The following is a 24,938-nucleotide window of genomic DNA, read 5'->3' on the forward strand; positions in this document are numbered from 1 at the left end:
AGAACTTTGTGAGCAACTCTGAAGGCAAATCACAAGATCACTACAACCATGTTTCTGCAAAGTAAAAGATTTTTTTTATAAATAAGTATAGGAGAATTTTATTCTCCTATACTTATTTACTATAATAATGAGGTGAATTTAATGACAAATATAGCTGTTCAAACTCCTAATGAAAAGTTGCATTTTTTCAATACAAAAGAAATTATTGCAAATATGGAAGAACTAATTAGATTTTTCAAACAAGATAGGATTGCTTATAATAAAAAAGATTACATAAATGCTTTAAATAGCATGCAAGGGAACTTTATACCTGTTAATGATAAAATTGAGGTTACTTTTGATCATGAAGATTTATATAATAGATTAATTATTAAAGACTTACTCAAAGATAAGAATGTTAAATTTACAGATCATCTTTTTTCAATTGACGAACAACAAGAGATTATGAAAAATATTGAAGAAGCTTTTGAACTTTTAAATACTATAAATCCTAGTATCATGAACACAATGAGAAAAGTCATTGGAGCAATTGCATGTTATAAAGTAGAAGGATATGTTGGGGGCTCTGTATCTAGTTCTATCGGTGTAATTTGGTTACATCCACCAAAGCACTGGAAAATAGAAGACTATGCAGAAGCAATTTATCACGAATTTATTCATCATTGCTTATATTTAGATGACATGATATATGCAATTTTTCCTAATCAAGAAGTAGCAAATAGCCCTGAAGCAATGACGATATCAAGTATTTTAACAACAAAAAGATCCATAGACAAAGCATACCATTCAGCTGTTGTAGCTATAGGGATTATGTATATGTATCACAAATTAGGAAATGATAAAAAAGCATTAACTTTCCTTCCGAATATTAAAAGAACGTCTGAAGAATTAAATACCAAACATGAATTTTTAGGTGAACGTGGGATTGAAATTTTAGAGGGAATGAACTATTTCACAGAACATCTTAACTATGATGATATTCACTCCTTAATACATGAATGAAAAGAAAGAGAAGGCATTGTTGCCCTCTCTTTTTCTTTTTTTTCATAAATCTAACCTGCCCCTTTAGTTCCATAAGGAAAGAGCTGCCTTTAAAGACAGCTCCGATCTTCAGCTAACGCACCCGTTAGTTCATTAAGGATGAAGTGTATTAGCCATAATAACCGACGGAGTTTAAGATTATAACGCCAATGATGGTAAAACTTAATCCTCCAGCTATTATTAAGACGAATGTTCTGATTTTTTTCGTATCAAACCACGCAATTAACCCCGTTAGAATTGTGAAAATAATTCCGAAAAATATTGATGCATAAGGATTAGTTGGTTGAATCCAGTCATACCAATTTAAAAAATCCATTAAATCTCCCCTATTTTAGGCTACGTTTTGTATTAAAAGCACTACATTTTCTAGATTAGTTCTGTTCTAAAAACAACCTGGATTTCCTCTCTGATCATTTGATAAGCAGACATTTCGCCTTGAATGTAACCACTTCTAAAATCTATTTGGGGTACGGAAACGATTCGAGGATTGAGGGGTCACATATGAAATAATTTCCAGTTATCCCTACTATTCCTCCATTTCCTTTAACTTTCGATAAAACGCCGCCTGACTGACTCCTGTAATTGTACAGATTTCCTTAACAGTTTTATCTGTTGTTTTTCGTAATTCAATGGCATGATTCATTCCTGGATGTTTATCTGTATATTTTTTTACCCTTCCTCGATATTTGCCCTTTTGCTTGGCCAATTTGATTCCTGAACGTTGCTTTTCTTTAATCATTTCACGATCTAGCTCACTAAATGCTGCCATTACTGTTAAAAAGAACTTACCAGTAGGTGTCCTTGTATCAATTCCTAAGTTTAGGATCACAAAATGAATGTTCTTTTCACGAAGCTGTTCAACTAATTGCAGCAACTGAACAGTGTTTCGACCAAGACGATCCATCCGAGTCACAACTAAGGTATCACCAGTAGCAATCTTGGAAAGAAGCTCATCCAATTGTTGCTTATGTTTAGAAACACCACTGATTTTCTCCTTTACAATTTCGTCAACTCCAAATTTTGTAAGTTTTTCAATTTGAGTATCAAGGTTTTGTTCTTGTGTACTTACCCGGGCATATCCATAGATCATATTTCGTCCTCTTTTAATATGTATTTTTGATAGGTGTTATTGAGAGTCTATCAAGCTAATACTATCAAGGAGCCAAAATATTATCAATAGGGTGTACCTTATTGATAAAAATAGACTGAACGGTAAAAACCTATCAGTCTATAAATAATTATTTTACTAAGTTTTTAGCAACGGAGCTTCTAATAAAGAAATTGCTTCCTCTGCTAATTTAAGCAATTGAATGGCTATTTTGCATTGATTTTGCAGCCTATCCATGAACTCAACTCCCCATTCTCTTTATTCTTAGAAAAATCTCTAATAATTTTTGGAATAATCATGCCACAACGAATTCCAGCAGAAGTCGTAAATCCAAAACGAACAAGTTTTTTATCCCCAGTCCACCCAGCCTCATAAAGACCATTACAGTAATTTTCAAAAAGAATTTCTGATAATTGTTTCATATCATAATAGTCAATACCAGAATGTAAGCAGAGCCCATAAAATCGCCCCAACTCTTCACCCACTCCTGTTATACCTGCAAAAGCCCAGTCAATAGCAACAATGGTTTCATTCTCTTGGAGAAAAAGGTTAGGAGCCCATGCATCGTTATGCGTAAACACTTTTGGTAGTTCTCGAAGTCTCATTAATAGTTGTGTTCTCTTTTCATGGAACTTACAATATCGATTATACATGTCAGGTGGAAACATACTGGAAATGTATTCATCATCCCAAAATTCTTCTTTAAGGGCCGTACCATCATCAAATTTATCACATTCTCTCACCCAAGAAGATAACCATTCCTTGCATAACCATTTTTCAGTTGGTAAGTCTTTTTCAACTAAATAAGCTCCATTAAATCTTCCGAGTAACCGTGCAACTTTTTCATACTGATTATGTGTCCAATCACCGTGGTAAAAATCACTTACCTCCTCAAACCATAACCAAACCTGATTCTCTTGTTCATCAATACCGAAACAACGTGGAGCGTGTATTATATTAGGAAGTTTATCAAGTAGTCCAGATTTATAAGCTAAAATTTCCCGTTTCCAATAGTTGTAGCGACTTGGTTCGTTATAATTAGGGGAAGGGATTACAACTTTTAATATAAACGACCATTTAATAGAGTTTTCTTCAGTATTTGCTACTCCATTAACACGGTAAACCCCTCCTGTAACGTCATTAGAGGCCTTCCATCCAAGTGATGTGCATGACCAATCACCAAGAACAATATGTTTCATTCCAGTATGTAATTGAACATATTTTATTAAATTTTCTTCCGATATTTTTATTTTTGAAATCATTTTGAAATCACTTCCGTTTATTAATATTTTCATTGTATTTCTATAAAAAAGGGTTACTTTGCTTTTACTTATTTCTATATAGAAAATTGGTCCCCTTTTTAGAAGAAAAGACATCTTCTTATTCAAGAAAGGCGCCCTATAATGGAATACAATTGATCTTCTATTAGCTGGGTTAGTTTAAGTTAAACCCTTTTCATATTTTTTTAGATATTAAAGTATGAATTCCTTTTTTTAGTAAAGGAATATTTTAGAAAAGCATAGAATTAATATGGTATTCCATGTAAAGGAGGGATTAGCTGTGTTTGACAATTTACTTTATAGTTAAAAACACTCTCTGAAAGGAGGTTTACGTATGTTTGACAATTTACCCCTTTAATTTAATAAAAATACTAATTAATGGGGGATTAAATATATGCTTATTGCTGATAACATTATTAAACACCATTTCCAGAATATTTATATTGTTACTGGTGGTGCTTGTGGTGGAAAAACTACAGTATCTAGATACCTTGCAAATAAATATAACTTTATCTTATACAATTGGGACGAACATCATAGTGAATATCAAGAAATAGCAAGCTCTGAATATCAACCAGCGATGAGTAAACGTCCTAATTTTACGTCATGGGAAGAATATTTCATGCGACCAGTAGAAGAATATTCAGAATGGCTAGATGCTACCTTCCTTGAACAAACTGAGATGGTGGTAACGGATTTATTAAGAATTTCGGGTAGAGCAGGCAGTAAAAAAATAATAGTGGATGGCTTCTTCTCAGTGGAATTACTAAAAAGAATATCTGATTACAGCAAAGTTGTTTTTTTAATTTCATCAGAAAAAGTGGTACGCCATGATTATTTTAATCGTGCCGATAAAAGAGATATGTACGAATGTATAAAAGGACTAAAAAATTCAGAGGCAGCATTTGAAAATGTATTCCGTACGATGTTTCATAAAGCAGATGAGTTAGAAAATGCTATTCAAGAAAGTGGATTTAAATGTTTTAAAAGAGAAACTCTCGGAACTGATCCAATGCATCTAATTAGGCAAGTTGAAGAACATTTTGGATTTGATAAGGAAGTATAAATGTTTCAGAAAGCTTGGTAGAGATGCCAAGCTTTCTTGTTGCACTAAGCTCCTTTAGTTTAATTGTATTCCATTACTTACATCAAAAATAGTTCCCCACTTTACGTTCAATCTTCCACAATCTGCCCGTTTGCTGAACAAGCCATAAATACATTTCTGTTAATCAACAGCTTCTTCTTTTTTATTGTTTTTGAACTCCCAAACTGATTTAGCAAACTGTCAGATTTCCTTTCTCCTAGATCTTCAAGAAATTCAATAAATTCCCCTTCGCCATTTTCATCGTCAAAATCGTCCATTAAGTCATTAAGTCATTAAGTTCCCATTCAATAGTCTCCAACTCATGGGTTGAACAGGATTTTAAAAAGTCCATCGTATCATACATATCATTACGAAGTTTAGTATAAATCTCCCATGAGTCTTCTTCCCACCATCTTGAATCTCTTCGGTTCATCATCCAGCGAATTTTATCAATATCTAGCATTAAGGTCACTCCTTCACTTTGTTAAAGGCATACTTTTTTCTCTTGCTACAGGCATCTCAAACGGAAGTTTAGGAGGTTTACGGTTTAGATCAATACGGTATTTACCAAACCGATTGACATGAGCTGTAACATAGGGGCTTAAATAGGAAATCAGCTCTTCATCATAATCATTTCCGTCTTGCATGTAGTCATGGAGAATACGAGATAGAGAGAACACATTATAAAAGATAAGACAATTGGCTACTAGATGATTATATTTAATGACCTTACGCTGTTTTTCCCGGTCATTTTCAGCGATAATCCCGTCACCACCAAAGAATAGCCACTTGGTAAACCCATTAAAGGCTTCACTTTTATTGGTAGCTGCTTGAATCGTTCCTCTCAGTTCCTCGTCAGCCATGTATTTTAATAAAAACATAGTTCGTATTACTCTTCCAAGCTCGCGAAACGCCTGATACAACTTATTCTTTTTGCTGTATGTCCCTAGTTTATTGAGAATGGTAGATGGAGTAATTTTACCTGACTGGATCGACATAGCAACTCTAATCATGTCTGGATAATGAGTCTCAATGAGCTCCCAATCGATTTCTCCTGAAAAAAGTTCATCAATATGTTCATACACCTCTTCTTTACAGGGACGGAATAATTTTAAATCTTTCCAATTACGTATCCTAGGCATCAGCTGAATTCCTAATAAAGAAGAAAGCCCAAATACTGTTGTACTCTGCCCTTGAGTATCTGAATGGAGAATTTCAGGTTGAATTTCGGTTTTATCATTCATCAAAATGTCTAAAATATGGATCCCTTCCCATACTCCACAAGGAATAAAATTGCTGAATAAAGCAATATAGGTATCGGAAACATGATAATAGCCAATCCCGCCATATCCTCCATAACGAATATGGTTTTCGGATAGAAGATTTTGCTCATATAAATCCCATTTGGTTCCGTCGGCTGAAGCACTCTTTCCATCACCCCAATATTTTGGAAGATCAAATTGGTTATAGGCATTAATGATATATTGAATCGCTTTGTCTAAGTTTTCAATAGTTACATGACGTTGATTAATCCATGCTATTTGTTTTCTGTCTAAACTTCCTATTGATCGAGCTGTTTGTGTCGGTCCTAAATTACAACCATAGCAAAAGGCATTCGTTATATATCGTTCAACTGCTTTGTCTAATTTCGCCTCATGTCCTGAAATGGGACCAAAAAAACGAGTCCAGTTTAACCAGTATTCGGTATCAGCTAGCATATCCAGTACATTAATGGGCTCTAAATTTCCGGCTATATATTCTTCAAGCTTCTTTAAACCAAGGGGGATTTTTTTCTTCTTTAACTTTCCAATCACCACTTCACCGTTTTCAATCCGTACCTGTTCATTACGAGGAAAAGATTGATCTGTTTGGCTTGTGACTTGTTTAAAATCTTGCTGTGTCTTTCTAACAAAATCGACCCCGGAAACAGGCAAATTCACATGCTTGCAAAAATCAGCTAAATTCTTTTCATAGTCCTCCCATGTAATGAGTTGCTTTCGATAGTCTGCATATTTTTCGCTTCCTTCTATATATAGGTCACCTGCCTTAAGCTCTAACATAATCTGCGAAAGGACACATACTTCAAAGTGTCGGCGATTGATTTCATCAGGCATTTTTTCTTTCTTCTTTTTAGGACTGATCCAACGCCACCAGGAATCTGGAACCCAAGATAGGTCTAATAAAGGAGTAACTTCCCAATCCTTTCGCCACTTTCCGTTCTTTTCGATGTGAACGACTGGTATAAATTCCTTTTTTGTATATTGATGTGTAAGGAGAAAAGAAATCGCCTCTTCCAGTGCTTTATCTTGTGTAGTTGAACGGAGTGGAATAGTTTTAAGAATTTTAAATAATGTAGCACGGTGACTTTTATAAAATTGCCATAAGAATAAATAGTAGTTGTCTCCACTAAAAGCTAAATGGTTTTCGCAATCTTGTAAAACCTGTGCTTCTTGTTCTTTGAGTACCTTTTGCATGGCCTGAATTCTATCTTCAGGATTCCCTTCTGTTTGATAAGCAAGCAGTAATTCATGGAGGGTTGATATTAACGAATCTGTGCGTTTTTGCGTCTTTTCTTTATGATCCTTTAAACGTTGACGGCCTTTTTTATGGATACTCATCATTCTTTTAATGAGCATTTCTCCAATATCATCTAAAATTTTAGACAATTGCATAGATACAAAGGCAAGTGTAAGCGCATATCTTTTTTTAGATTCCATTTCTAACATACGAAAAGCGCCCAATGTTTTGGCTTCAGCTGCCATTTGTTTCACTTTGATGTAAGGAACGTCCTGAAGCAAATCGGTAGGAATGTGATGGTCTATTAAGCAATTCCGGCGTACAATTAAATCGTTTAGATGTGATAAAGTGGCTCTTTTCGCGTCCTCTTTTATTTCATTCCAAGGACTGTAGGTAGCGCCTTCAGGTATCTGAAAAAGTTGATCTATGTTCTTTTTTTGTTCATCATTTAGTGCATGGTCAATCTGATGATAGATGGCACGATATGATTTATTTCGAACATCGTTTGCTGCATCTTTTAAGGTATTATAAACGGGTAATTCGTATCGTAGTCGTATTAATTCTTCAATTGCAGCATTGACTAAGTCGGCCGGATCATCTTTGCTAAATGCTAGTTTATTCATTGTATCGGTTAGAATATGATGGGCCTCATGATCAAATGGTCGAAGCTGAAGAAAATCCCGAACAAAGCGAAAATGGCGTTTAGCAGTTCTCGTTTCACTGTACGTTTTCCACTCTTCTTTGGTAGGCAAAGGCAAGTGTGCCTTTTTCGCAATATGTATAACAATCGCTTCTGGAACATCGACAATATGTATAAAAAATCCAAGCTTCTGTACGGTTTTGGCTAAAACTAATAATGCTAATTGTTGTAAGGTACCTTTAGACTTGGCCTCTGCCCATTCTATTTCATTTATTTTTGGGGTATATACTTCTTCCAAGTCCTTCTCTGTCAGATTACTTTTAAACCTGGGGTAAATGGTATCCTGAATACTTGGCAATTTCTATCCCTTCTTTATCTAAAGATTTCTACAATTCTATATTTATAATAAAATAAAAACCTATCATTTTGATAGGTTCGGTTGCATCTTCCGTTATTTTCCATAGTGGCCCCTCAATCTGCGAATCGTTTCCGTACCCCTATAATCGGGAAACTCAATAGCATTAGGCATTCGTGATTTTAAACCACTATTGGTTTTCAAAAATTCATTCATTTCTTTCGTATATCCCGCAAGAATGACAATTAAATCCGACCGATGTTCCTCCATCCCACGGACCAATTCATCAATGGCCTCTTTTCCGAAATCATCGTTGCTGCCGCGAGATAAGGAATACGCTTCATCGATAAATAACACTCCACCAATGGCTTTATCAATAATGCGGCGTGTTTTAGGAGCTGTATGCCCGACATATTCTCCGACGAGATCCTGCCGGGTCACTTCAACAAGATGTCCTTTGGATATTACCCCAATGGCTTTTAAAATCTTCGCCATAATTCGTGCAACGGTTGTTTTGCCCGTACCGGGATTGCCAGTAAACATCATGTGTAGACTTTGATTAGAGAGGGACTGGCCAATCCTATTTCGTTCCTTTTCTAACGAAATCATATCGGTTAATTCCTTGATCTTTTCTTTCACCGGTTCTAATCCCGTCATTTTCTCCAACTCATGGAGAGATTCATCTAATAGCGATTCTGAATTAATTTCCTCGATTTTGAGTTGTTCGTGTTCCTCTTTGGAAGAAACGTCCATCGGTTTTCCTTCCCCTTCTGAATACACTTGAGGTTCAACCTGTTTACATTCATTGAGTTGTTGTTTAAGATACGTTAGTTCTTTTCCCCTTTCGGCAGCAGAATATTTTTCTTTCCCATTGATTTGTAAATTGAAGCGTAATTGGTCATGGTCTTCTGTACATCCGTATACACCCGTGTTTAAATACGCTTGAACATAATAGGAAAGTACGTCATGATCCTGCCTATTACTCTTTTTGTAAAATTTAATGGTCAGCCAATCAACCGAATCATAAGAAAGATCATATCCCGTAAAGAACGAATAGTGTTCCACCAAATCCATCACACGATTTACATGGTTAACCAGGTTCCTTTTATAGGTTTCAATTTCGCTTCCTTTGCTTAAAAAGGCTAATATTCGTTGATATCCAGTAATAATCCCACCGATTCCGGCAGCCAATACCCCATAAATAAAGAGAAGATAAATAAGAGAGCTAATCGGCTCAAAAGAAAAGTGATGCGTTACAAAAGAAAACAACAAGATCCCAATGGGGATAAGTGCTACCAGCTTAAAGATTTTTTTTGTTGAAAAATACCCTAGAAAAAGGTACCGGAAGTATTTTAGTTTAGGGTATCTTTCGATCATTTCATCCGTTTTGATTTCCCCTCGTCTTTTTCTAATCTTAATTTTTTTACTTTCAATCCGTTTATAGTACGAACGATTGAGGTTCTCAAAAATCATATGTAAGAGTTTACTTTTCTCCGTTTCATGACTCATTCAATCTACACCTCTTTCAATTTCGTTTGGTATGTTTTTTTAAAATCCACACTGCATACGGAAAATATTTTCTTTTGACATGAAAAGAAACTAATCGTTGCCGTACCCCAATAAGTTGATAAAATAGGGAATTTCAAAAGTTTCCTAAAATATTAGTTTTGTAACACTCATCATTTATGTTACTCCATAATCGCGCCCTATTGCTGAAGAAGGATACTTTTTCAGGAGGTAACTGTTAAACCTTTAAGCTCATCGAAATCTGCCGGTCTACAAACCCAAATTCTTTATATAATTCTTTAGCAAAGTTTTTAGCCTGTACATTCAGTCTTATTTCGTTATGACCCTTAGTAATCAATTCATCAATTGCAGCCTTCATTAAAATCTTTGAGAGTCCCTTACCACGACAAATTGGTAAAACATACATTTCATAAATAAAGCCTACACTTTCTTGAGAAAAGTAATCTTTACTGGTTCCTATCAGTACCCAGCCCTTTAAATCCCCATCTTCTTTTAGTACAAGATAGTATCCTCCTTGTTCCAAGGTTGCACGGACTATCTGTTCTGCTCGTTCTTCAGAAGGCTTAAAAGTCTTAGCAGTTCCTTCAAACAGGGCATCGACTGATTTTGTTAGAATCTCCTCTAAATCACTTTGACTAGCTTTTTCTATCATGTTATATCCCTCGTTTACTAGTTTTCTTATGAGAATAATACAATCTTTCCTTCAACCAACGCGCCCTTTTGTTTAATAAAGTACCGAGGTGTCTTCAGCCCCCCGAATCATGTCTGTAATGGCGACATAAATATTTGGTGGATATTCAGCTATCCTATGGACTAGATATAAGTACCACTCACTACCATATGTTAAATAAACACGAACAGGGAGTCCATCATCTTTAAGTTGTTTACAGAGTTCAGGACGAATACCATATAGCATTTCTGCTTCTACATATGGATTTTGTAAATAACCACTTTCGATGATTTGTTTATAAATAACTTCATCATGAGAAGCAATTGAAACATGATGACCTGCTTTTACACATAAATCCACTAATTCAAGATAACGTTGATCCAACCTTTCTGATCGAGGAATACAAATATCTTGCGGCTCTTGGTATGCTCCCTTCACAATACGAATCGCACCGGAGTATTTAAGTAAATCTTTGAGGTCGTTAAGCGTTCGATGCAATTGTGCTTGAAGCGTGACTCCGACGTTTGTATATTTGACTACAACTTTTTTATAAATCGATAGTATTTGATCCGTTTTACCCGATTCTTCCATGCTAATCATAAGAGACAAATGATATTTCTCTGCTTCTTCAGCCATTTCTAACAAGTTTTGAAAGGCAAGTTCAGGATCTATGACAAACCAATATGAGATAAATCAAAGGAAATACGGGAATTTAAACCTCGATTTCCGCATTCTTTTATTAAAGCTATAAACTCATTTTTTGCTTGAACGCACTCTTCTCTGTTAACTGTGTTTTCCCCAATGAATTCAAGAGAAATGCGGTATCCCTTATGTATAAGTTGGTCACCAACAGATATACCGTCTTCTTTTGATTCGCCTGTTACAAAACGTTTAGCTGATCTCTGAAATAATGGATAAAGTTCAGAAGACTGCTGAATATACTTCTTTATCTCTAAATTTCGCGCAATGAATTTCAACGCATCTTCAAATTGTTTTTCAACTGATGGATTTTCCATTTTTCCTCACCTCATTGAATTTTTACTTAAAAATAAAATCCTTCTGTCTATTATTCTATCTCTTTTCCCCAAAAAAAAGAAAGCCTGAAGCGATTTTCAAAGCCTTTTAATGTTTCTGTTCATCAACCATTTTAAAGACGTCCATTAAACGTTCGTAAACATATAAGATGAACAATGAACGTTCGCAAATGTATATTTACGAACAGGGTATGATGTGTTTTTTAATGGACAAGCAGTTACTTGTTGGTTTAGAGTGGGTTATGGGATATTTTTACTAAAATGGATTATGGGTGACACATATGGAAAATAGATGTTTAGAAAAGACATGTTTTGACATGACAACTATGGATGAAAAAGGTAAGATAATAACCAAAGTTACCGTTGAAGGCGATACCAACATGCCAAGTTGGAATCATGATTTAAAATTTAAAGCGGTTATGTCTTTACTTTGTTCTATAGACAAGAAACACTTTGATGAATATGACATGGGCGAAAAATATTATGAGTACATCCTAGAATTGAAAGAACTTGTTCATCATTTGGAAATGGACTAAAGTCTCCGAACCGTATATAAACAGATAAATCCCCAGATACTATGGAAATTACAGTACCTGGGGGCTTTAACGTATTAATTCCCCGCAGGCGCTATAGGGCCACCTATAGTCGGAAAAACTTCTCTTACTTCTTCCGGAAAGCAAACTATCATAACAACAAAGATACTAACAATACTAATAAATAGAATATTCCTCCATGTTTTAAACATAGCTTCCCCCTTTTATTATTCTCAGCATTTTTAAGATAACATTTTAAGTAACGCTTTTAGGATTTTTTCTTTATCTATTTCAGGATTCCTACTGGAATTGGGAATTTCATGTATAGTCAATTGAATGTCAAATTGATTTGCTTCACCTAAGAGAAGATCACTCACTTTTTTCAATTTTTCACTGACTTCAGTGCCTGAATACAAACCATTTATTGTATAAGTAGTGGTTTGTTTGAGTTCTAGATTATTTTTCCCCTCGAGTTCTAAGGATAGTTGTTCTTGCTGGGAGTCATTTTTTATAGAAGAGGTTTTAACATTAGGCTTAAGAACAGCTACATTTTCAGTTGAATGGTCATGATGATCTTCTCCCGCAGCAACTTCTGAATTGGTCACTGGGTTTTCAAATACATCAAATATTGAGTCTGATTTTATTTCTTCATTTTCTTTTGTAGGTTGTTTTTCATTGAATTTATTTATACGATAACGTAATTGATAAAGGGTTTTTGCAAGGGTACCCATTTTTTCAGCTAGTTGCTCAACCGTGTATTTTTTATCATAATGAGCCATTAATTCTATTTGCTGAGCACGTTCAATTCCTAAAAAAGTTTGATAATCTGGTATATCCTCTTTAAACTGCCCAAGTAGGCTCAGCTCAACTTTTTTCTTTTCTTTTGATTTCCCTGAAAAGGCTGGCTTTTTTTCTACATTCAATTTCTTAAGCAACTTATAATACCTATTTTGGGACGTTCCCATCTTTTTATAAATGACCTCATTCGTATAGAGATTCCTCCAACGCTCCAATAATTCCCTTTGTTCCTTTTCAGGTTTATTGACCAATGATTTTATTGGTAATACATCATTCAAATTAAACACCTTCACTTCCCCTGGTTTGGTATATTCTTTCTGTTCTTTTCTAGATAGATTTTGATATGGAAAACGCATACCTCCCCTAATACCATTTTTCACGCCTTTTCCTGTTCTTTTGAAGGATCCTGATCCAGTTTTCTTTTTGTCTCTAATCTCTTCATTGAAAAGGCGCTCAATTTCATTTTTTCTCATATCCATTCCCCCTTTCAAAAACTAGCTAGGGATTTCAGTTCCTGAATAAGCTTATCAACGCCTTCTCGACTAAGTACAATCTTTCCGTCAGCAAAGAGAAAATTATCCTCTGTTATTTCCCCTGTAATCTGACAAGCTCTAGCAGATTCGTATTTCCGAAGGATAATTTTATCTCTCTCCACAAAAATCTCTATTGGATCTTTTACATTAATGTTAAGTGTAGAACGAAGTTCCTTTGGAATAACAATACGACCTAGATCATCAATTTTACGAACCATACCTGTACTTTTCATTATTCAACATCCCCTTTGAGTAATTTTGAAATTAAAAACAATGGCTAGTTCGTTATAGATAATTAGTGAATACACCTTGACCAAAATAGACAACAATCATAGTTAAACCAATTAAGATAATATACTCAACGGTTCCACCGGTGGTCGTTGTAAATGGCAGCCGTACAGTTTTTTTTGAAGGATATAACAACTTAATTCCATTCTTCGTGGCAGCATCCAAAATTAAATGACTGACCATCCCAACCAATACGCCTACCTGAACAGCTTGGATAGGAACGAACATGGAAAGTAGTACACCAACAATCACTAAAAAAAGCAAACTATGTGTAAAGGTTCTATGGCCAAAAAGAACACTAATCACTTTTGATAGAATGGGAAACTTACGCCCAATCTTACTTCCTCGGTGACAAATATCCGGAATTAATCCCCCGGCTGCTCCAGCTGCTGTTAAAAGAATCGGATCATAGTTTGTGATACTTGCTAACGCAACACAAATTGCTACACCGCCCATAATATGAGTTTTTCCTGTCATTCCTTCACTTTCCTTTTCTGTATGAGAATTGTATTTGTTATTAAAAAGTTCTTATTTGCAACGAGAAGGTAATACCCTTACAAACAAAAGTTAATTCGCTTAGAATCGCCCTCAGCAACAGTCTTTTTATCAGACCTCATAGTTTCCAGCAAAATAAAGCTCATCGTCCTGGTCCAGGACAAGATGATAACAAAATCGATACCCTTTTCTTTCAACAAACGGAATTTGTGAACGCATATCATAAGACAAATCCAACGCCCGGTTTTCCGTATAGACAAGTTGAGAATTAAAATACGTTTCATCGTGCATGTAATCTGAAAAATCTGAATCATTCGTGTACACACGATAAACGGTGAACAACTGAATAGATTCTCTTCTGCTTTGCTTCTGGGACCGCGCCCGCGCCCGGTCCTCTTCACGATTCTTAAACGCTACAGCTGAAATATACCACATTGGGAAAAACATGAATGGCCATAAGAAATTGCTATACGTGAGCGTATACATCCAGGAGGATAGCAATAGAACCGAACCAGCTAAAATCATGAGCCAATGTCGTTCCGCCATGCTTTTAAGACCTTGAATCGCTTTTTGACATTCTTCTTCTAGGTTCATACCTTGATCTCCTTCCTTTCACCCTGCAACACGCCGTACCACGCCTTTAAAGGTTGATTTCCAATAACGATTATCCATTTTATCCACCGATACACCTTTTGAGCTGTTGTCATTCAAAAATTTTCCTTCACCTAAATAAATTCCAACATGCCCATTTACTTTATACGTATCAAAAAACACAAGATCTCCGCGTTTCATCTCAGAAGCTTTGACCGGTTTTCCCATTTTTACAAGAGAATCCGTGACAACAGATTGATAGTTTCCAAGTGTCAATCCACCATGCGTAAACATCCAATGAACAAAGGAAGAACAGTCAAAAGATTTACGGCTAATATCCCCCGGGTTTCTCCCTCCACCCCAGTTATACGGGCTTTTACCGACCAGCTTCATTCCTGCAGCAATGGCCTTCTCAGCAGCTTCTGGACCACCACCAGACCCTCCAGGTGTTATATCTACTTCAATAGCTCCACCGGCCGCATATAGATTCATATATTCCATGACTTCATCCACATACCAATCAGCCCTGTTATAAGCAAAAATCGCTTTCTGGAATTCTCCTGAACTAGCTCCACTGGCCGAAAGATAGTTTGCAGCTGAAAATGCTGCATCTTCTAGATTCCACATATCAGCCTTGCCGTCGCCATTTCCGTCTACTCCATACCCTCCGTACTTTTTAATAACGGCCGGATCACTCCGTTCATTATCGGAAATATTCCCTTTCCCCACTCCGGAACAGCTTGGATGTCCCCAGCCTACAAAAGTACAAGGCATGAACTGATACGGACCGGCGGCCCCGACTGGTGAAACCATGGTTTTTATCGTTGAAAATTTTGTTTCAATGCGATGAATCGAAGCTATAAGTGTCCACGGGACATCATATTTTTCAGCTGCCGCCTTATAAATCGGAATATAATCCGCCGGGATTTCGTTTTTTCCAATCTCAGAAAGAACAATATTACTGTACCCACCCTCTGGTACTGCCTCCTCTTCTGGAAATAGGACAGAAAAAACTCCCATCATAAGAACAATGGCCAATATAACGCCTAACGCAGCAAGGGCAGCCACACCAACAAAAATCCATTTACCTGTTTTTCTTCCCGTGTTTTGCAGCGCTTCAATCGGCTTAATTTGGGAGATTGACACGGACGCCCACCACCTTTAATTCACCGGATACGTTTTGCATCGTGACCAAATACCAATCTTCCTCCGGCTTTTCGTTCCCTTCGTTATCAAGGACTTTACCTCTCATAATGACATTCCATTGAATCAATTCCGGATCATCATTTGATACATTCGTTAAATCAAATGATTCGGGAATGACCTTAACCCTGGTAAGGGTCCCTCGTTCAGGGTTTTTAATATAATCCTGATACATGTCATTGCTCATGAACGGCTTGGCATTTTCGATATTTTGAGTAGGATTGGAAGCATCAAATGCCGCATAGTGCTTTACAAACTCAACCGCTATTTTTTGTGATTCCGTTACTTCATCTTCAGAAAGGCGTTTCGTTTGATCTGAGGTGATTTCGGATTCTCTGGCACTTTCACTTTCTATTTCAGAATCTGTTTCCAGCTCTCTACGGGGCTCCATATCGCTTGTTTCCGTGTTATTTGTAGCAACCTCCTTCTTTTGAGCAGAAGGAGGCTTATTATTATCAAAATAGAACACAAAGGCGAATACAGCCATCAGGACAACCGCTACAGCAATGGTTATCACCTTTTTCTGTTGAACACTCACCCTTTATCACCCCTTGTTGTCCTGTTTAGATTGCTGTTTTTGAATTTGTTCTATTTGCCGGTCCTGGCTGCGATTTTTGATTTCGTCTTCATTAGATGCAGCCGCACTTTCCCTCCGGGCCTTCATATGTTCATTAAACTGCTGTTGCCTTTGTACCTCTTGTTCTTGTGCTACCTGATCCTGCCGAGTTGGGAAGGTGATAATGTTTTTACTTTGCAAGGATCCTTGTTCCTGTTTATCCTTGGCTTCCGCACGTTTTAATTTCTGCAACTCCTGATGATTCTGCCCTTTACTTGTGGAGGGTTCTCGTTCTGGTTTCAATTGTTCAGGCGTTTGAGGTTGCTTTTTAATACGGGTAAATTCTTGCGCCTGTTGCTTTTGGATTTTCTTCATTTCATCCTGATTAGATCGGCCGGAACCTTGATCAGAAGCTACAGCCGGATTTTGAGTATTCTCTTCACCGCCAGGCTGTTTTTTTATACGTTCTGGTTCATTACCTTGCTGCTTTTGAATCTGATTCATCACAGCAAGATTCGAATTTGGATTTTCGGCTTTTTCTTCTGACTGCGGTTGTTTTTTCAGCACGCCACCCTTATCGTCCTTTTTAGCATTGGCTTGTTGAATGGTTCTTGCAATTGCTGGATCCGTGTTTTTGCCGTTTGACTTAATTGGACCATGTTCAGATTGAGCATGTTGTCTCTGCATAGCCTCCATAATCCGGCTGGTTGCTCGGTCCTGGTAACCCCTCCGGGCTACAGGCTGCATTCCAGGGCTTCGATATCCGCCAGATGTAGCAAACTCTTCCTGCTCTTGACGAATCCGTCTTCGCTCTGTAATTGCATCTACCTGACTTTGCGTATGAGCTTTGATCCGGTCCATATTTTGTTTCATAACCTTATAACCCCACAGCAGCTTATTTAAGAAGACCATTGTAGCTACGACAATGAGCACAGCAATGATAATCTGTACATAATTCCAATTGTTTTTTTCGGCCACCTTATAAATGATGTTTACAAAACTAAACATTAACACCAAGCCAAAGGTAAACGCTACGCTCATAAGTAAGAATCTTAACAATCTTCCAACCCACTGAAATGCAAAAGACCGTAAAGCAGGGAAAATACTCAGCATTAAGATAAATACGCCGATAGATGCCGTAATTAAGAAGGCAATTCCATAGACCTGAACCAGGACGGCCATAAAGCCTGTCATGCCTAAAATAGCAATAGCCGGAATAAAAACCAAAAGTGCTAAGACAATTCGTTGGCTCATTTTGTCTACGGCGAACATAGAGTTGGCTTTGTTATCTTTGATAAACTTTTCTCTTTCGGCGCTTCCAAGCTTTGCTTTCAGTAATATTTTCACTTTATCCTTACCAGCCTGAATATTCGCTTGTGTATAGTCATTCTGGTTTTGTGCGCCTCCTATAACAGCTAAATTCGTGCTACCAAATTCAAGTAATAAGTATGGTTTCACAATCAGTAAATCATGCATTAAATTACGAATACGAGACAAACCGTATCGAACCGTATTATCATCTGTAATATCACCATCATACTTCTCATTATCAGTCTTAATTTGTTCTTCTCCTGATGTGTCCAGGTTATAAGTAGAAGCATTCAACACACTGTTTGAAAGTTGATTTCGAGTATCATTCATCCACCCAAGCAGTGTTTCACTATTCTGAATATAAAGTGTAAAAACACCGGATAAGACCGCTGCGATAATGAGTCCACCGAAAGCATGGCGAAATTGCCGTTTCACAAACACATAAACGAGCCATCCTGCCGTCAAAATCAGGATAAAGGACATGAACTGACCCATACCATACGGTCCACCAATTTCACTGATAAATGTTGCTACATGGCCAAGCATAGACCCGATAAGATCAAAGGTAAAGGCCTGTTCCATCACATAAATACCCGCATTCACCAAAACTATATAACCGTACCAAATTCCGTTTAGAGTTTGGTGCTGAAAGGTTGAAATGCTGTCCATGATTTTGTCGTCAACCTGAAAAGGATTCATTGAAGACCAAAAGCCTTCTTCCTTCTTTTTATTTTTCATATAAACATCCATTTGATAATGATCGATTGGAAATTCATTGTAGCGAACCACTGGCGCTGACGTCTCTGGAAGGTCGCTTTCAGGTGTGAATTCATCCATCACATTAGGGGCAGCTGAGACAGTCGGCATAGGCAACAAAAACAAACTAAAAACAAGCAACAACAGCCGTCCATATTTTTTTACCATTTCCCCCACCCTTTCTAATTAATCTCAACAGGCTCTGGCTCCAATTCATCTTTTTCTGCCTGACTCAATCCTTTTGAGTAGTATTTGGTCGGTGGAGACACTTCACCGTTCGATTTTTCAACATCCGATTTCCCTACAAATCTATAATAATTTTCAACTAGATATTGACCGTCTTGTTTTACAACTTTTACATTAGTAGCTTCATTTTCATTTGTTCTTAAATCTTTAAATTCAATTTTGTACGTAAACTCTTTTCCGGTAATAACCTCGTATTCTAAAATGGCATACTTCTCGATTTTTTTATCTTTGACACTCTCATAATCTTCTGGAATTGAATCTTTAGCTTCTTGTAAACTCCCAAAAGACCTCCCTTTTTCACCATCCAATTCCAGTGTATAAAGCTTGTCATTAGCCCCTTGATTTTCAAATGTCACATACTTTAACGCTGTTTTACACGGATCTACTTCTTCACATGTTTTGGGCTTGCTGGTAGCTTCTTCATTCCCACCACATCCTGACAGCAACAATCCCAATACAACAACCAAACTACTCATTTTTTTCATTTCACTGCATCCTTTCAAATGGGAGAAGGAAATTCCTTCTCCAATGTATTATGCATTCACCATCATTTCACTAAGATTCCGAGAGGTATCAAAGGCATCATATAAATGATCCTGAAGCACTCTAAACTGTATCACGCCGGTTCGATGATCTAAGTCACGATATAAAGCATAACCTGCTGGAAGAGTCGGCATCAGATTTTCAACACCTTCCGTATCTCCCAGCCCCATTAATTCCTGAATAGTATGAATTTCTTCTTTATCCTCGGCCCGGAAGCAATAGGCATTTCCAATCTGTCCGCGTAAATCCTGCGGGATATCCTTAATATTTTGTGTCATGATCACAACTGGCGAAAGTAAGACTCTTCCTTCACGGAATAATTTACCCATCAGACGTTCACCAGCTGGATTTTGGAAGAAGTTCCAGGCTTCATCAACCGCAATAACGGTCAAATCATCTTGGAACATCCGCATGAATTTCATCATGTAAGCCGTGAGGCCAAATAAAATCGCCACGGATATAATATTTTGTTCGGAATATTCATCAGGATCAGCGTCTTTTGCTGGTAAGCTCAAATTGTTCACCTGTAAGATGTTAAATTGTTTGGTATAGTCTAACCGATTGTTGTTATTGGCTCTTTTTGCGAAAAATAGACGGGCTAACGATACACTTTCAAACTGTTCCAGAATGTTTGCTAAATCCTTAGCCATCTGACGATGTTCCTCAGATAATTCCTGATCTTCATGAACCAAGTTCCTGAGCTCTTCTTTCACAAAACGAATAGAGGGCTCCTTGCGTTCCGCCACACGGCGCACAGCAGATGTTACAAGCGCACTTTTTGCACTGTCTTTCCGAATACTAATGTTTAATAAATAATTGATAATCTCCCTTGAAACATCGCTGGCATCCTGACGATTTTCGAAAATGAGAAACGGATCAAGCTTCCCTGCATCTTCATCCTGCGTGGTAAAAGAAATAAAGTTTAGTTCCGTACCAAGTTCCGTTAATTTCTCATCCCAATGGCACAGGTCCTTTCTCTCACTCTTAGGGTCCAACAGCAATATTTTTGCACCGTACAAGGCACTTTCATATAGATACTGATTGGCTCCCATCGATTTTCCGGTTCCAGTCTTCCCGGAGAAAGTCGTAACAAGCGACTGATTCATGTTTTTAGCTGCCGCAGCGCGTCCTGGCTTCATAAAGACCGGTTCACCCGTTGTCGTTCTTGCTAGATAAGCCCCGACATCATCGCCAAGCTCCTGAAGGTTTCCGAAAAAACTCGATGTAACGGCATTAATGTCCACGTCTTGCAGAAATTCTGTCACATATCTCCGGGAACCCGGTAGACATTCCATTAAACTTCGCAGCTGCAATCCATACGTATTTTGAAGCTTAATCCCGATGCTGGCATATACTTCAATCAAATCTTTAATTCGTTTGTCTAATTCTTCATAAGTGGAAGCACTCACAATGAAAATAGCACTCATTAAAAAACTCGCTTCCCTCGATTTTTCTACTTCGGCAATCGTTTCGTCGGCGATGGAAATACCATCATAAACATTGGAACTGGCGCTTTCTCCAAATTGCTGGAGGTGGTTGGCCTGATCCTCTAAGTTTGATTTTTTTCGTCTTAACTTCCCTAAACGTCTGTCTACATCCTGATAACTCATTTTCATGCTGACACCTACGCCAAAATCCATGCTTCGCAATGGTTCCAGCCATCTTACTTCAGGAAAGTGAATTTCCGCCGGCATGCTGGTCATATGAAGAAAAGCAATCTTGGTTTCGTGATTCACGCCGTTATCATCGGTTTGGTGAAGCACTAAATGGCGGCGGCTTTTCGGATTCTCAATCCCGGTCATTTGAAGGGTCAGCACATCCTCTTCCGTTTGAACACGTGCAACAATCTCCCCGCCTTTGCCATAGACCGGTGTAAACCGATCGCTCCAGCCTTCATGATTCGGAAGGTGACGAATCCCAAAGTTAAAGACCCAAGGAAGAATCGTGGCCATTTCATCGCAAGATAATGGCGTGTAATTCATCGAAAATCCATTCAATGTATTTTCAACGCTCCTTGCGCTGCGGGTGGCTGATTCCAACATGTCACGGCTTAAGTAAATCGACTCTTGCCCCTTTGCCTTGTTGATCCAACGTTGAAAAGTTTCACCCAACATGGAAAAAATCTCTGAATACGTCATCTCCTCAGCACTTTGCTCCATGATCGTACTACGGTCAAGTTCAACGCCAATATAATACTTCACCTTGTTTTCTTCGGCCCCAAGCTCCGAACTGGACTTCAAGAAATTAAAAATCGAATTCGTATGCTCTTTACCCACATGTTTTAAATTGCCGCGAAACTCTTTTATATAATCCTGGCGAACATCGTCTAATGATTGACGAACCGGAACCACAAGACAATGGAGCTCCTTTTTCAGGTCCTTAAACAACCGTTTCAAATCTTCGAAATGCTTCGTTAATTGGGCCTCAGAATCAAAGCTTGTATGGAACCCTTTGAATTCAAACCAGGCTTGTTTTCGTTTATCTTTTGTATGAATCACATTCCCAATAACAGCTAAGATATCACTTTCTACTTTCATTCTGTTTCACCTCTTTTACTGATAGGAACATGCCGTTTCATGCGAATTTTTTGTTGAAAATGAATCGTTTTGGATTGTTCCACTTCCTCAAATCGAATCAGTTCAGCCGGCTCATATTTGGTCTTCATTTTCACATACCAATATCGAACGATGTTCATTTCTTCCTCTCTTTTTATCCCAATCATATAACCGAGAAAGCAAGGAATAATGACACAAATAATCATCACCCTTGCAAGAGCTGGCATAATCGGCAATACGACGGCCATAAGAGATTGTACGGGCAAACTCACCAGGAAAAAGACTAGAATTAACATGACTTGTGTCACTGTAGCCGAAAAGGGAAGTGAAATCCCTTCCTTTCCCCCCGCAAGTCCACGAATGACATTAGGAATGTTAAACACCGCGGTTGTGCATCTGCCTTTTATCTTCGCCATATAAACACCCCTTCGGTTCCTTTCATTAATTTCCCTCCTGTAAATTCATTTTGTTACCTACCAAACTTGAATTAGCTCATGATTCCCAGGAATTTTAATACACTCTCTCCCAAACTCACGATATTATCTGGACCGTATATAAACACTCCTAAAATCGCACCCATGACCAAAACACCCAACGCCGCACGGAACTTTTTAAAGATAATCAACATGACTAAGATCGCCAGAAGACCCCAAATGTAGATCGTCTGAATAACCCCTAAAACATTGCTGTTTCCTTCGTTTGAAATCCCTTCGAGATTCACGTTTCCAAGTAGTAAAAGATCAAATACTGTTTGCATGATGTTTCCTCCATTTCGTTATTCCACGTTATTCGTTAAGTTTTCCATGGACAAAATTTCAAATTTGTCAGATCCTTCTTGCCTCAACACAAATTCATATCCATGGCTACTTTGCACACCAGTAACTGGGTTTTTCAGCTTCACATGGCTGCGGGCAATCCATTGATCCTTCCCTTTTCCTGGATACACGTCCACATCATCCACCAAAACAAATTGATAAGCTCCATTCAGCGATTGTGCATCCTCGGAATGTTCAAAGAAAAATTTCATATCCTTGCTGCGGTCTTTGGAAACATAGGCTTTAAAAAATGATTCTAAAAAGGAACGAACATTCCCAGCCGCATGTTCATCTTTTGTTTGATTCGCATAGGCACTTTCAACCGATTTTTGTTCATGTTGTTTCGGAATGAACGGCTGCGGCAAATCCATCACCGTATAGCCTTTTTCATCACTATAAATCCGGACCACATAATACGCTTTCCCTGCCGTTTCTTTTGTTTCCGTAACAGTCTTTTCAACGACCTTTTCTTTTCCGTCCTTGCCTTTCTTCTTTTCCTTCACCTTCTTATCCTGTTTAGAGATAAAGGTAAAGTTGACATCCATATATACATCGGTTTGATTCTGGTCCACTTCTTCCGCCTCAAGGATACGGCTACTCGTATAGATTTGCTCCCCTTTTAAGGCGTTGTAATCAATCCCCGCATCTTTATCAAGGCCGTTTGCTAAAAACCGTGTTAATTCCTCTTGGCGTTTGGTTTGCTCTTCTTCCCCAGGTCTAACAGTCATATACGTTTTCATGAAGTTTTCAACAAAGTAATTCACGCCTGGCCGGCTCGCATAATTTTCCTGATTTTTCGTTTCTCCAGAAGAAACGGCCGACACTTGATCTTCTAAACTGGAAATCTCACCGTTATGCCGAAACGCATTGAACGCCCCAAGTATCAATAAAAGAAAGAGAACCAGAAAGGAAGCATTCGCGATTCGTTGAGCTACTGGTTTTTTCAGAGCTACTCGTTTTTCCTTTTTAATTTGATAGGCTTTCTCTTGTTCATCTTTCTTCAATTTATTGGGTGAGTATAGTTTGCGTTTTTCCATTTGATCTTTAAATCCTTGAATCCATTCTTTTGACTGTTTTTTGTCGGTGGACGGCTTTGCCTTGCGTTTATTTCCCCATTTATTCATGGTTCATCACCTCTACTTTTTTCCTGATACCAGGAAGATTACGGCCAAAATAATAACAAATGTTCCTATGAACCCATATTTGTCCAGTGATAGAGAGTAAAAAAAAGAGACCTGATCTTTTGCAGCCCCTAAAACCCCTCTGGTTTCCGGGAACGTTTGAAGGATAAAACTCCCTAAAAACAAAATCCCGGCAATGTATATGAGCCCTCTAAACAGAGAACGCAACATGATGCAACCTCCCTAGCGCCTTATCCCTTTACTTTTCCATTTTCTTCCCCATTTTCTTCCCATACCGACTTTCCCAGTAACAAGACTATTTTCGTTTTTCTTTTTAATTGAAGGAACAACTATCGTATTAGAAGTTTTAATATCCCCTAGAAAAAATCCCTTTTCATCCACGTTTTCAACCTCCTTTGAAAATAAAGCCAATCGCTCCTAAAGCATTTTCTTTTGAAGTGGTTTTTCATCTAGCACGTGGTGATAAATTTCACCGAACGCCTGACTTTCTACATCTTTTAAACTAGCTACTAAAACAGGCGCTTCAATCTCCATATTTTTAATGCTTAAAATATCATGAATGGTCTTTCTCGTGTTCGCTTCGTTTCCGCCGATAAAAAGAACCCGCCAATCAGATATGGGCGCTTCAAAACCCACATACATATCATAATCATCAAACAATCGCTGATCGCGATTTAAAAAATCGTTATACCGGATTACCTTTTGAATCGTGTTTTGCCGTTTGGCCACACTACGTTCTAATTCTATAAAAAGCCCAATGTTATCCCGACTTCCTTCAGCTCCGATAACCAAGATGCCGTCCGGCTTAATGACGTCGGTTTTACTCTTGGTATAGGTCCAAGTGGCACGTGCTTCAGGAATCCACTCCTTGACGAGAAGACCCGCTTCTTCTGCTTGAATCGAAAATTTCATAACCACACGGTTTAACATCAGTTGGTGTTGATACCAAGGAAGAACCCGACTAGACCACCGATTATTCCATTTCACAAAACCTTGAATCTGTTCTACAATTTCTACTCCAAACGGGCTCAGCGTATAGACGTTTATAGCCCGATTAACACCTTCTACAGGGACATTGAAACTCTTGATATATCCCGCTTCTTCCAGCGCCCTCAAACGCTGCAAAAGGGTTGATTTACTCGCATATACCGTGATGACGTACTCTTGAATAAAATCAGAGTCTAAATAAATAAAATCATGCAACTTCACTAATAAATCTTTGTCATGTTCGGTCAAAACTAAATATTTCATCTTTACTTGATTCCCCTTATCTGTTTTTATATCGGGGAGGTTGGCAGGTTGTATGTTTTTCATCCG

At 37.7% G+C, this 24,938-nt stretch carries 25 protein-coding genes and 1 pseudogene; 3 read left to right on the forward strand and 23 right to left on the reverse strand.

Annotated elements, in window-relative coordinates; all coding sequences use genetic code 11:
- Positions 1–141 precede the first annotated feature (141 nt).
- Positions 142–1,002 carry an aKG-HExxH-type peptide beta-hydroxylase gene (locus MHB45_RS27390; RefSeq protein ID WP_226990442.1) on the forward strand — a complete coding sequence of 287 codons (861 nt, stop codon included), beginning with the start codon at positions 142–144 and terminating at the stop codon, positions 1,000–1,002.
- A 148-nt stretch (positions 1,003–1,150) separates the two neighbouring features.
- On the opposite strand, the gene MHB45_RS27395 is transcribed toward MHB45_RS27390, so the two are convergent.
- The 3 genes from MHB45_RS27395 to MHB45_RS27405 form a co-directional block, all read right to left on the reverse strand.
- On the reverse strand, positions 1,151–1,357 hold the full coding sequence (locus MHB45_RS27395; RefSeq protein ID WP_048682657.1) for a hypothetical protein: 207 nt from the start codon (positions 1,355–1,357) through the stop codon (positions 1,151–1,153).
- Between the two features lie 210 nt (positions 1,358–1,567).
- Positions 1,568–2,131, reverse strand: coding sequence for a recombinase family protein (locus MHB45_RS27400; RefSeq protein ID WP_048682655.1), 564 nt, complete (start codon positions 2,129–2,131; stop codon positions 1,568–1,570).
- 224 nt (positions 2,132–2,355) lie between these two features.
- Positions 2,356–3,537 (reverse strand): phosphotransferase, encoded by a 1,182-nt coding sequence (locus tag MHB45_RS27405; protein WP_048682651.1) that lies wholly within the window; start codon positions 3,535–3,537, stop codon positions 2,356–2,358.
- A gap of 286 nt (positions 3,538–3,823) precedes the next feature.
- Here MHB45_RS27405 and MHB45_RS27410 point away from each other — a divergent pair, with 286 nt between their 5' ends.
- The gene (locus MHB45_RS27410) at positions 3,824–4,495 is read left to right on the forward strand and encodes a hypothetical protein (protein ID WP_048682648.1); all 672 of its coding nucleotides are present in this window, start codon (positions 3,824–3,826) and stop codon (positions 4,493–4,495) included.
- A gap of 295 nt (positions 4,496–4,790) precedes the next feature.
- Here the strand turns inward: MHB45_RS27410 and MHB45_RS27415 are convergent, their stop codons facing one another.
- The 5 genes and pseudogenes from MHB45_RS27415 to MHB45_RS27435 all read right to left on the reverse strand — a co-directional run bounded on the left by MHB45_RS27415 (position 4,791) and on the right by MHB45_RS27435 (position 11,238).
- Entirely contained in the window at positions 4,791–4,976 is a 186-nt protein-coding gene (locus MHB45_RS27415; RefSeq protein ID WP_048682643.1) for a hypothetical protein, read from the reverse strand.
- Between the two features lie 13 nt (positions 4,977–4,989).
- Positions 4,990–8,028 (reverse strand): Tn3 family transposase, encoded by a 3,039-nt coding sequence (locus MHB45_RS27420; protein WP_048682638.1) that lies wholly within the window; start codon positions 8,026–8,028, stop codon positions 4,990–4,992.
- Positions 8,029–8,121: 93 nt separating this feature from the next.
- Complete coding sequence (locus MHB45_RS27425) at positions 8,122–9,534, reverse strand: AAA family ATPase (protein WP_053087383.1); 1,413 nt, start codon at positions 9,532–9,534, stop codon at positions 8,122–8,124.
- A gap of 235 nt (positions 9,535–9,769) precedes the next feature.
- Entirely contained in the window at positions 9,770–10,204 is a 435-nt protein-coding gene (locus tag MHB45_RS27430) for a GNAT family N-acetyltransferase (protein WP_048682635.1), read from the reverse strand.
- 72 nt (positions 10,205–10,276) lie between these two features.
- Positions 10,277–11,238 (reverse strand): annotated as a pseudogene (locus MHB45_RS27435) (proline dehydrogenase family protein).
- Between the two features lie 299 nt (positions 11,239–11,537).
- Between MHB45_RS27435 and MHB45_RS27440 the strand changes: the two are divergent.
- A complete protein-coding gene (locus tag MHB45_RS27440; protein WP_048682632.1) occupies positions 11,538–11,792 on the forward strand; it encodes a hypothetical protein in 255 nt (84 codons plus the stop codon).
- Between the two features lie 239 nt (positions 11,793–12,031).
- On the opposite strand, the gene MHB45_RS27445 is transcribed toward MHB45_RS27440, so the two are convergent.
- The 15 genes from MHB45_RS27445 to MHB45_RS27515 all read right to left on the reverse strand — a co-directional run bounded on the left by MHB45_RS27445 (position 12,032) and on the right by MHB45_RS27515 (position 24,935).
- Positions 12,032–13,060, reverse strand: a complete 1,029-nt coding sequence (locus MHB45_RS27445; RefSeq protein ID WP_048682629.1) for a hypothetical protein — start codon at positions 13,058–13,060, stop codon at positions 12,032–12,034.
- A 14-nt stretch (positions 13,061–13,074) separates the two neighbouring features.
- Positions 13,075–13,353: an AbrB/MazE/SpoVT family DNA-binding domain-containing protein gene (locus tag MHB45_RS27450; protein ID WP_048682626.1), complete on the reverse strand. Its 279-nt coding sequence runs from the start codon at positions 13,351–13,353 to the stop codon at positions 13,075–13,077.
- Between the two features lie 52 nt (positions 13,354–13,405).
- Entirely contained in the window at positions 13,406–13,885 is a 480-nt protein-coding gene (locus MHB45_RS27455; RefSeq protein ID WP_048682623.1) for a metal-dependent hydrolase, read from the reverse strand.
- Positions 13,886–14,014: 129 nt separating this feature from the next.
- Positions 14,015–14,497: a hypothetical protein gene (locus tag MHB45_RS27460; protein WP_048682620.1), complete on the reverse strand. Its 483-nt coding sequence runs from the start codon at positions 14,495–14,497 to the stop codon at positions 14,015–14,017.
- A gap of 18 nt (positions 14,498–14,515) precedes the next feature.
- Positions 14,516–15,640: a C40 family peptidase gene (locus MHB45_RS27465; protein ID WP_275452467.1), complete on the reverse strand. Its 1,125-nt coding sequence runs from the start codon at positions 15,638–15,640 to the stop codon at positions 14,516–14,518.
- The gene (locus tag MHB45_RS27470; protein WP_048682617.1) at positions 15,621–16,235 is read right to left on the reverse strand and encodes a hypothetical protein; all 615 of its coding nucleotides are present in this window, start codon (positions 16,233–16,235) and stop codon (positions 15,621–15,623) included. The genes MHB45_RS27465 and MHB45_RS27470 overlap by 20 nt, the downstream gene beginning before the upstream one ends.
- Before the next feature lie 6 nt (positions 16,236–16,241).
- Positions 16,242–18,488, reverse strand: a complete 2,247-nt coding sequence (locus MHB45_RS27475) for a CD3337/EF1877 family mobilome membrane protein (protein ID WP_048682614.1) — start codon at positions 18,486–18,488, stop codon at positions 16,242–16,244.
- 14 nt (positions 18,489–18,502) lie between these two features.
- On the reverse strand, positions 18,503–19,051 hold the full coding sequence (locus tag MHB45_RS27480) for a hypothetical protein (protein WP_048682612.1): 549 nt from the start codon (positions 19,049–19,051) through the stop codon (positions 18,503–18,505).
- Positions 19,052–19,099: 48 nt separating this feature from the next.
- Positions 19,100–21,646, reverse strand: coding sequence for an ATP-binding protein (locus tag MHB45_RS27485; RefSeq protein WP_048682609.1), 2,547 nt, complete (start codon positions 21,644–21,646; stop codon positions 19,100–19,102).
- A complete protein-coding gene (locus MHB45_RS27490) occupies positions 21,643–22,080 on the reverse strand; it encodes a PrgI family protein (RefSeq protein ID WP_048682604.1) in 438 nt (145 codons plus the stop codon). The genes MHB45_RS27485 and MHB45_RS27490 overlap by 4 nt, the downstream gene beginning before the upstream one ends.
- A gap of 71 nt (positions 22,081–22,151) precedes the next feature.
- Positions 22,152–22,421, reverse strand: a complete 270-nt coding sequence (locus MHB45_RS27495; RefSeq protein WP_048682601.1) for a hypothetical protein — start codon at positions 22,419–22,421, stop codon at positions 22,152–22,154.
- An 18-nt stretch (positions 22,422–22,439) separates the two neighbouring features.
- Positions 22,440–23,603 carry a conjugal transfer protein gene (locus tag MHB45_RS27500; protein ID WP_048682597.1) on the reverse strand — a complete coding sequence of 388 codons (1,164 nt, stop codon included), beginning with the start codon at positions 23,601–23,603 and terminating at the stop codon, positions 22,440–22,442.
- A 12-nt stretch (positions 23,604–23,615) separates the two neighbouring features.
- A complete protein-coding gene (locus MHB45_RS27505; RefSeq protein WP_048682594.1) occupies positions 23,616–23,831 on the reverse strand; it encodes a hypothetical protein in 216 nt (71 codons plus the stop codon).
- A gap of 12 nt (positions 23,832–23,843) precedes the next feature.
- Complete coding sequence (locus tag MHB45_RS27510; RefSeq protein WP_153246114.1) at positions 23,844–24,002, reverse strand: hypothetical protein; 159 nt, start codon at positions 24,000–24,002, stop codon at positions 23,844–23,846.
- 36 nt (positions 24,003–24,038) lie between these two features.
- The gene (locus MHB45_RS27515) at positions 24,039–24,935 is read right to left on the reverse strand and encodes a replication-relaxation family protein (RefSeq protein ID WP_048682592.1); all 897 of its coding nucleotides are present in this window, start codon (positions 24,933–24,935) and stop codon (positions 24,039–24,041) included.
- Positions 24,936–24,938: the final 3 nt, after the last annotated feature.

Origin of the sequence: Peribacillus sp. FSL K6-5616 (genome assembly GCF_038008245.1) — a bacterium.
GTDB lineage: Bacteria > Bacillota > Bacilli > Bacillales > DSM-1321 > Peribacillus > Peribacillus frigoritolerans.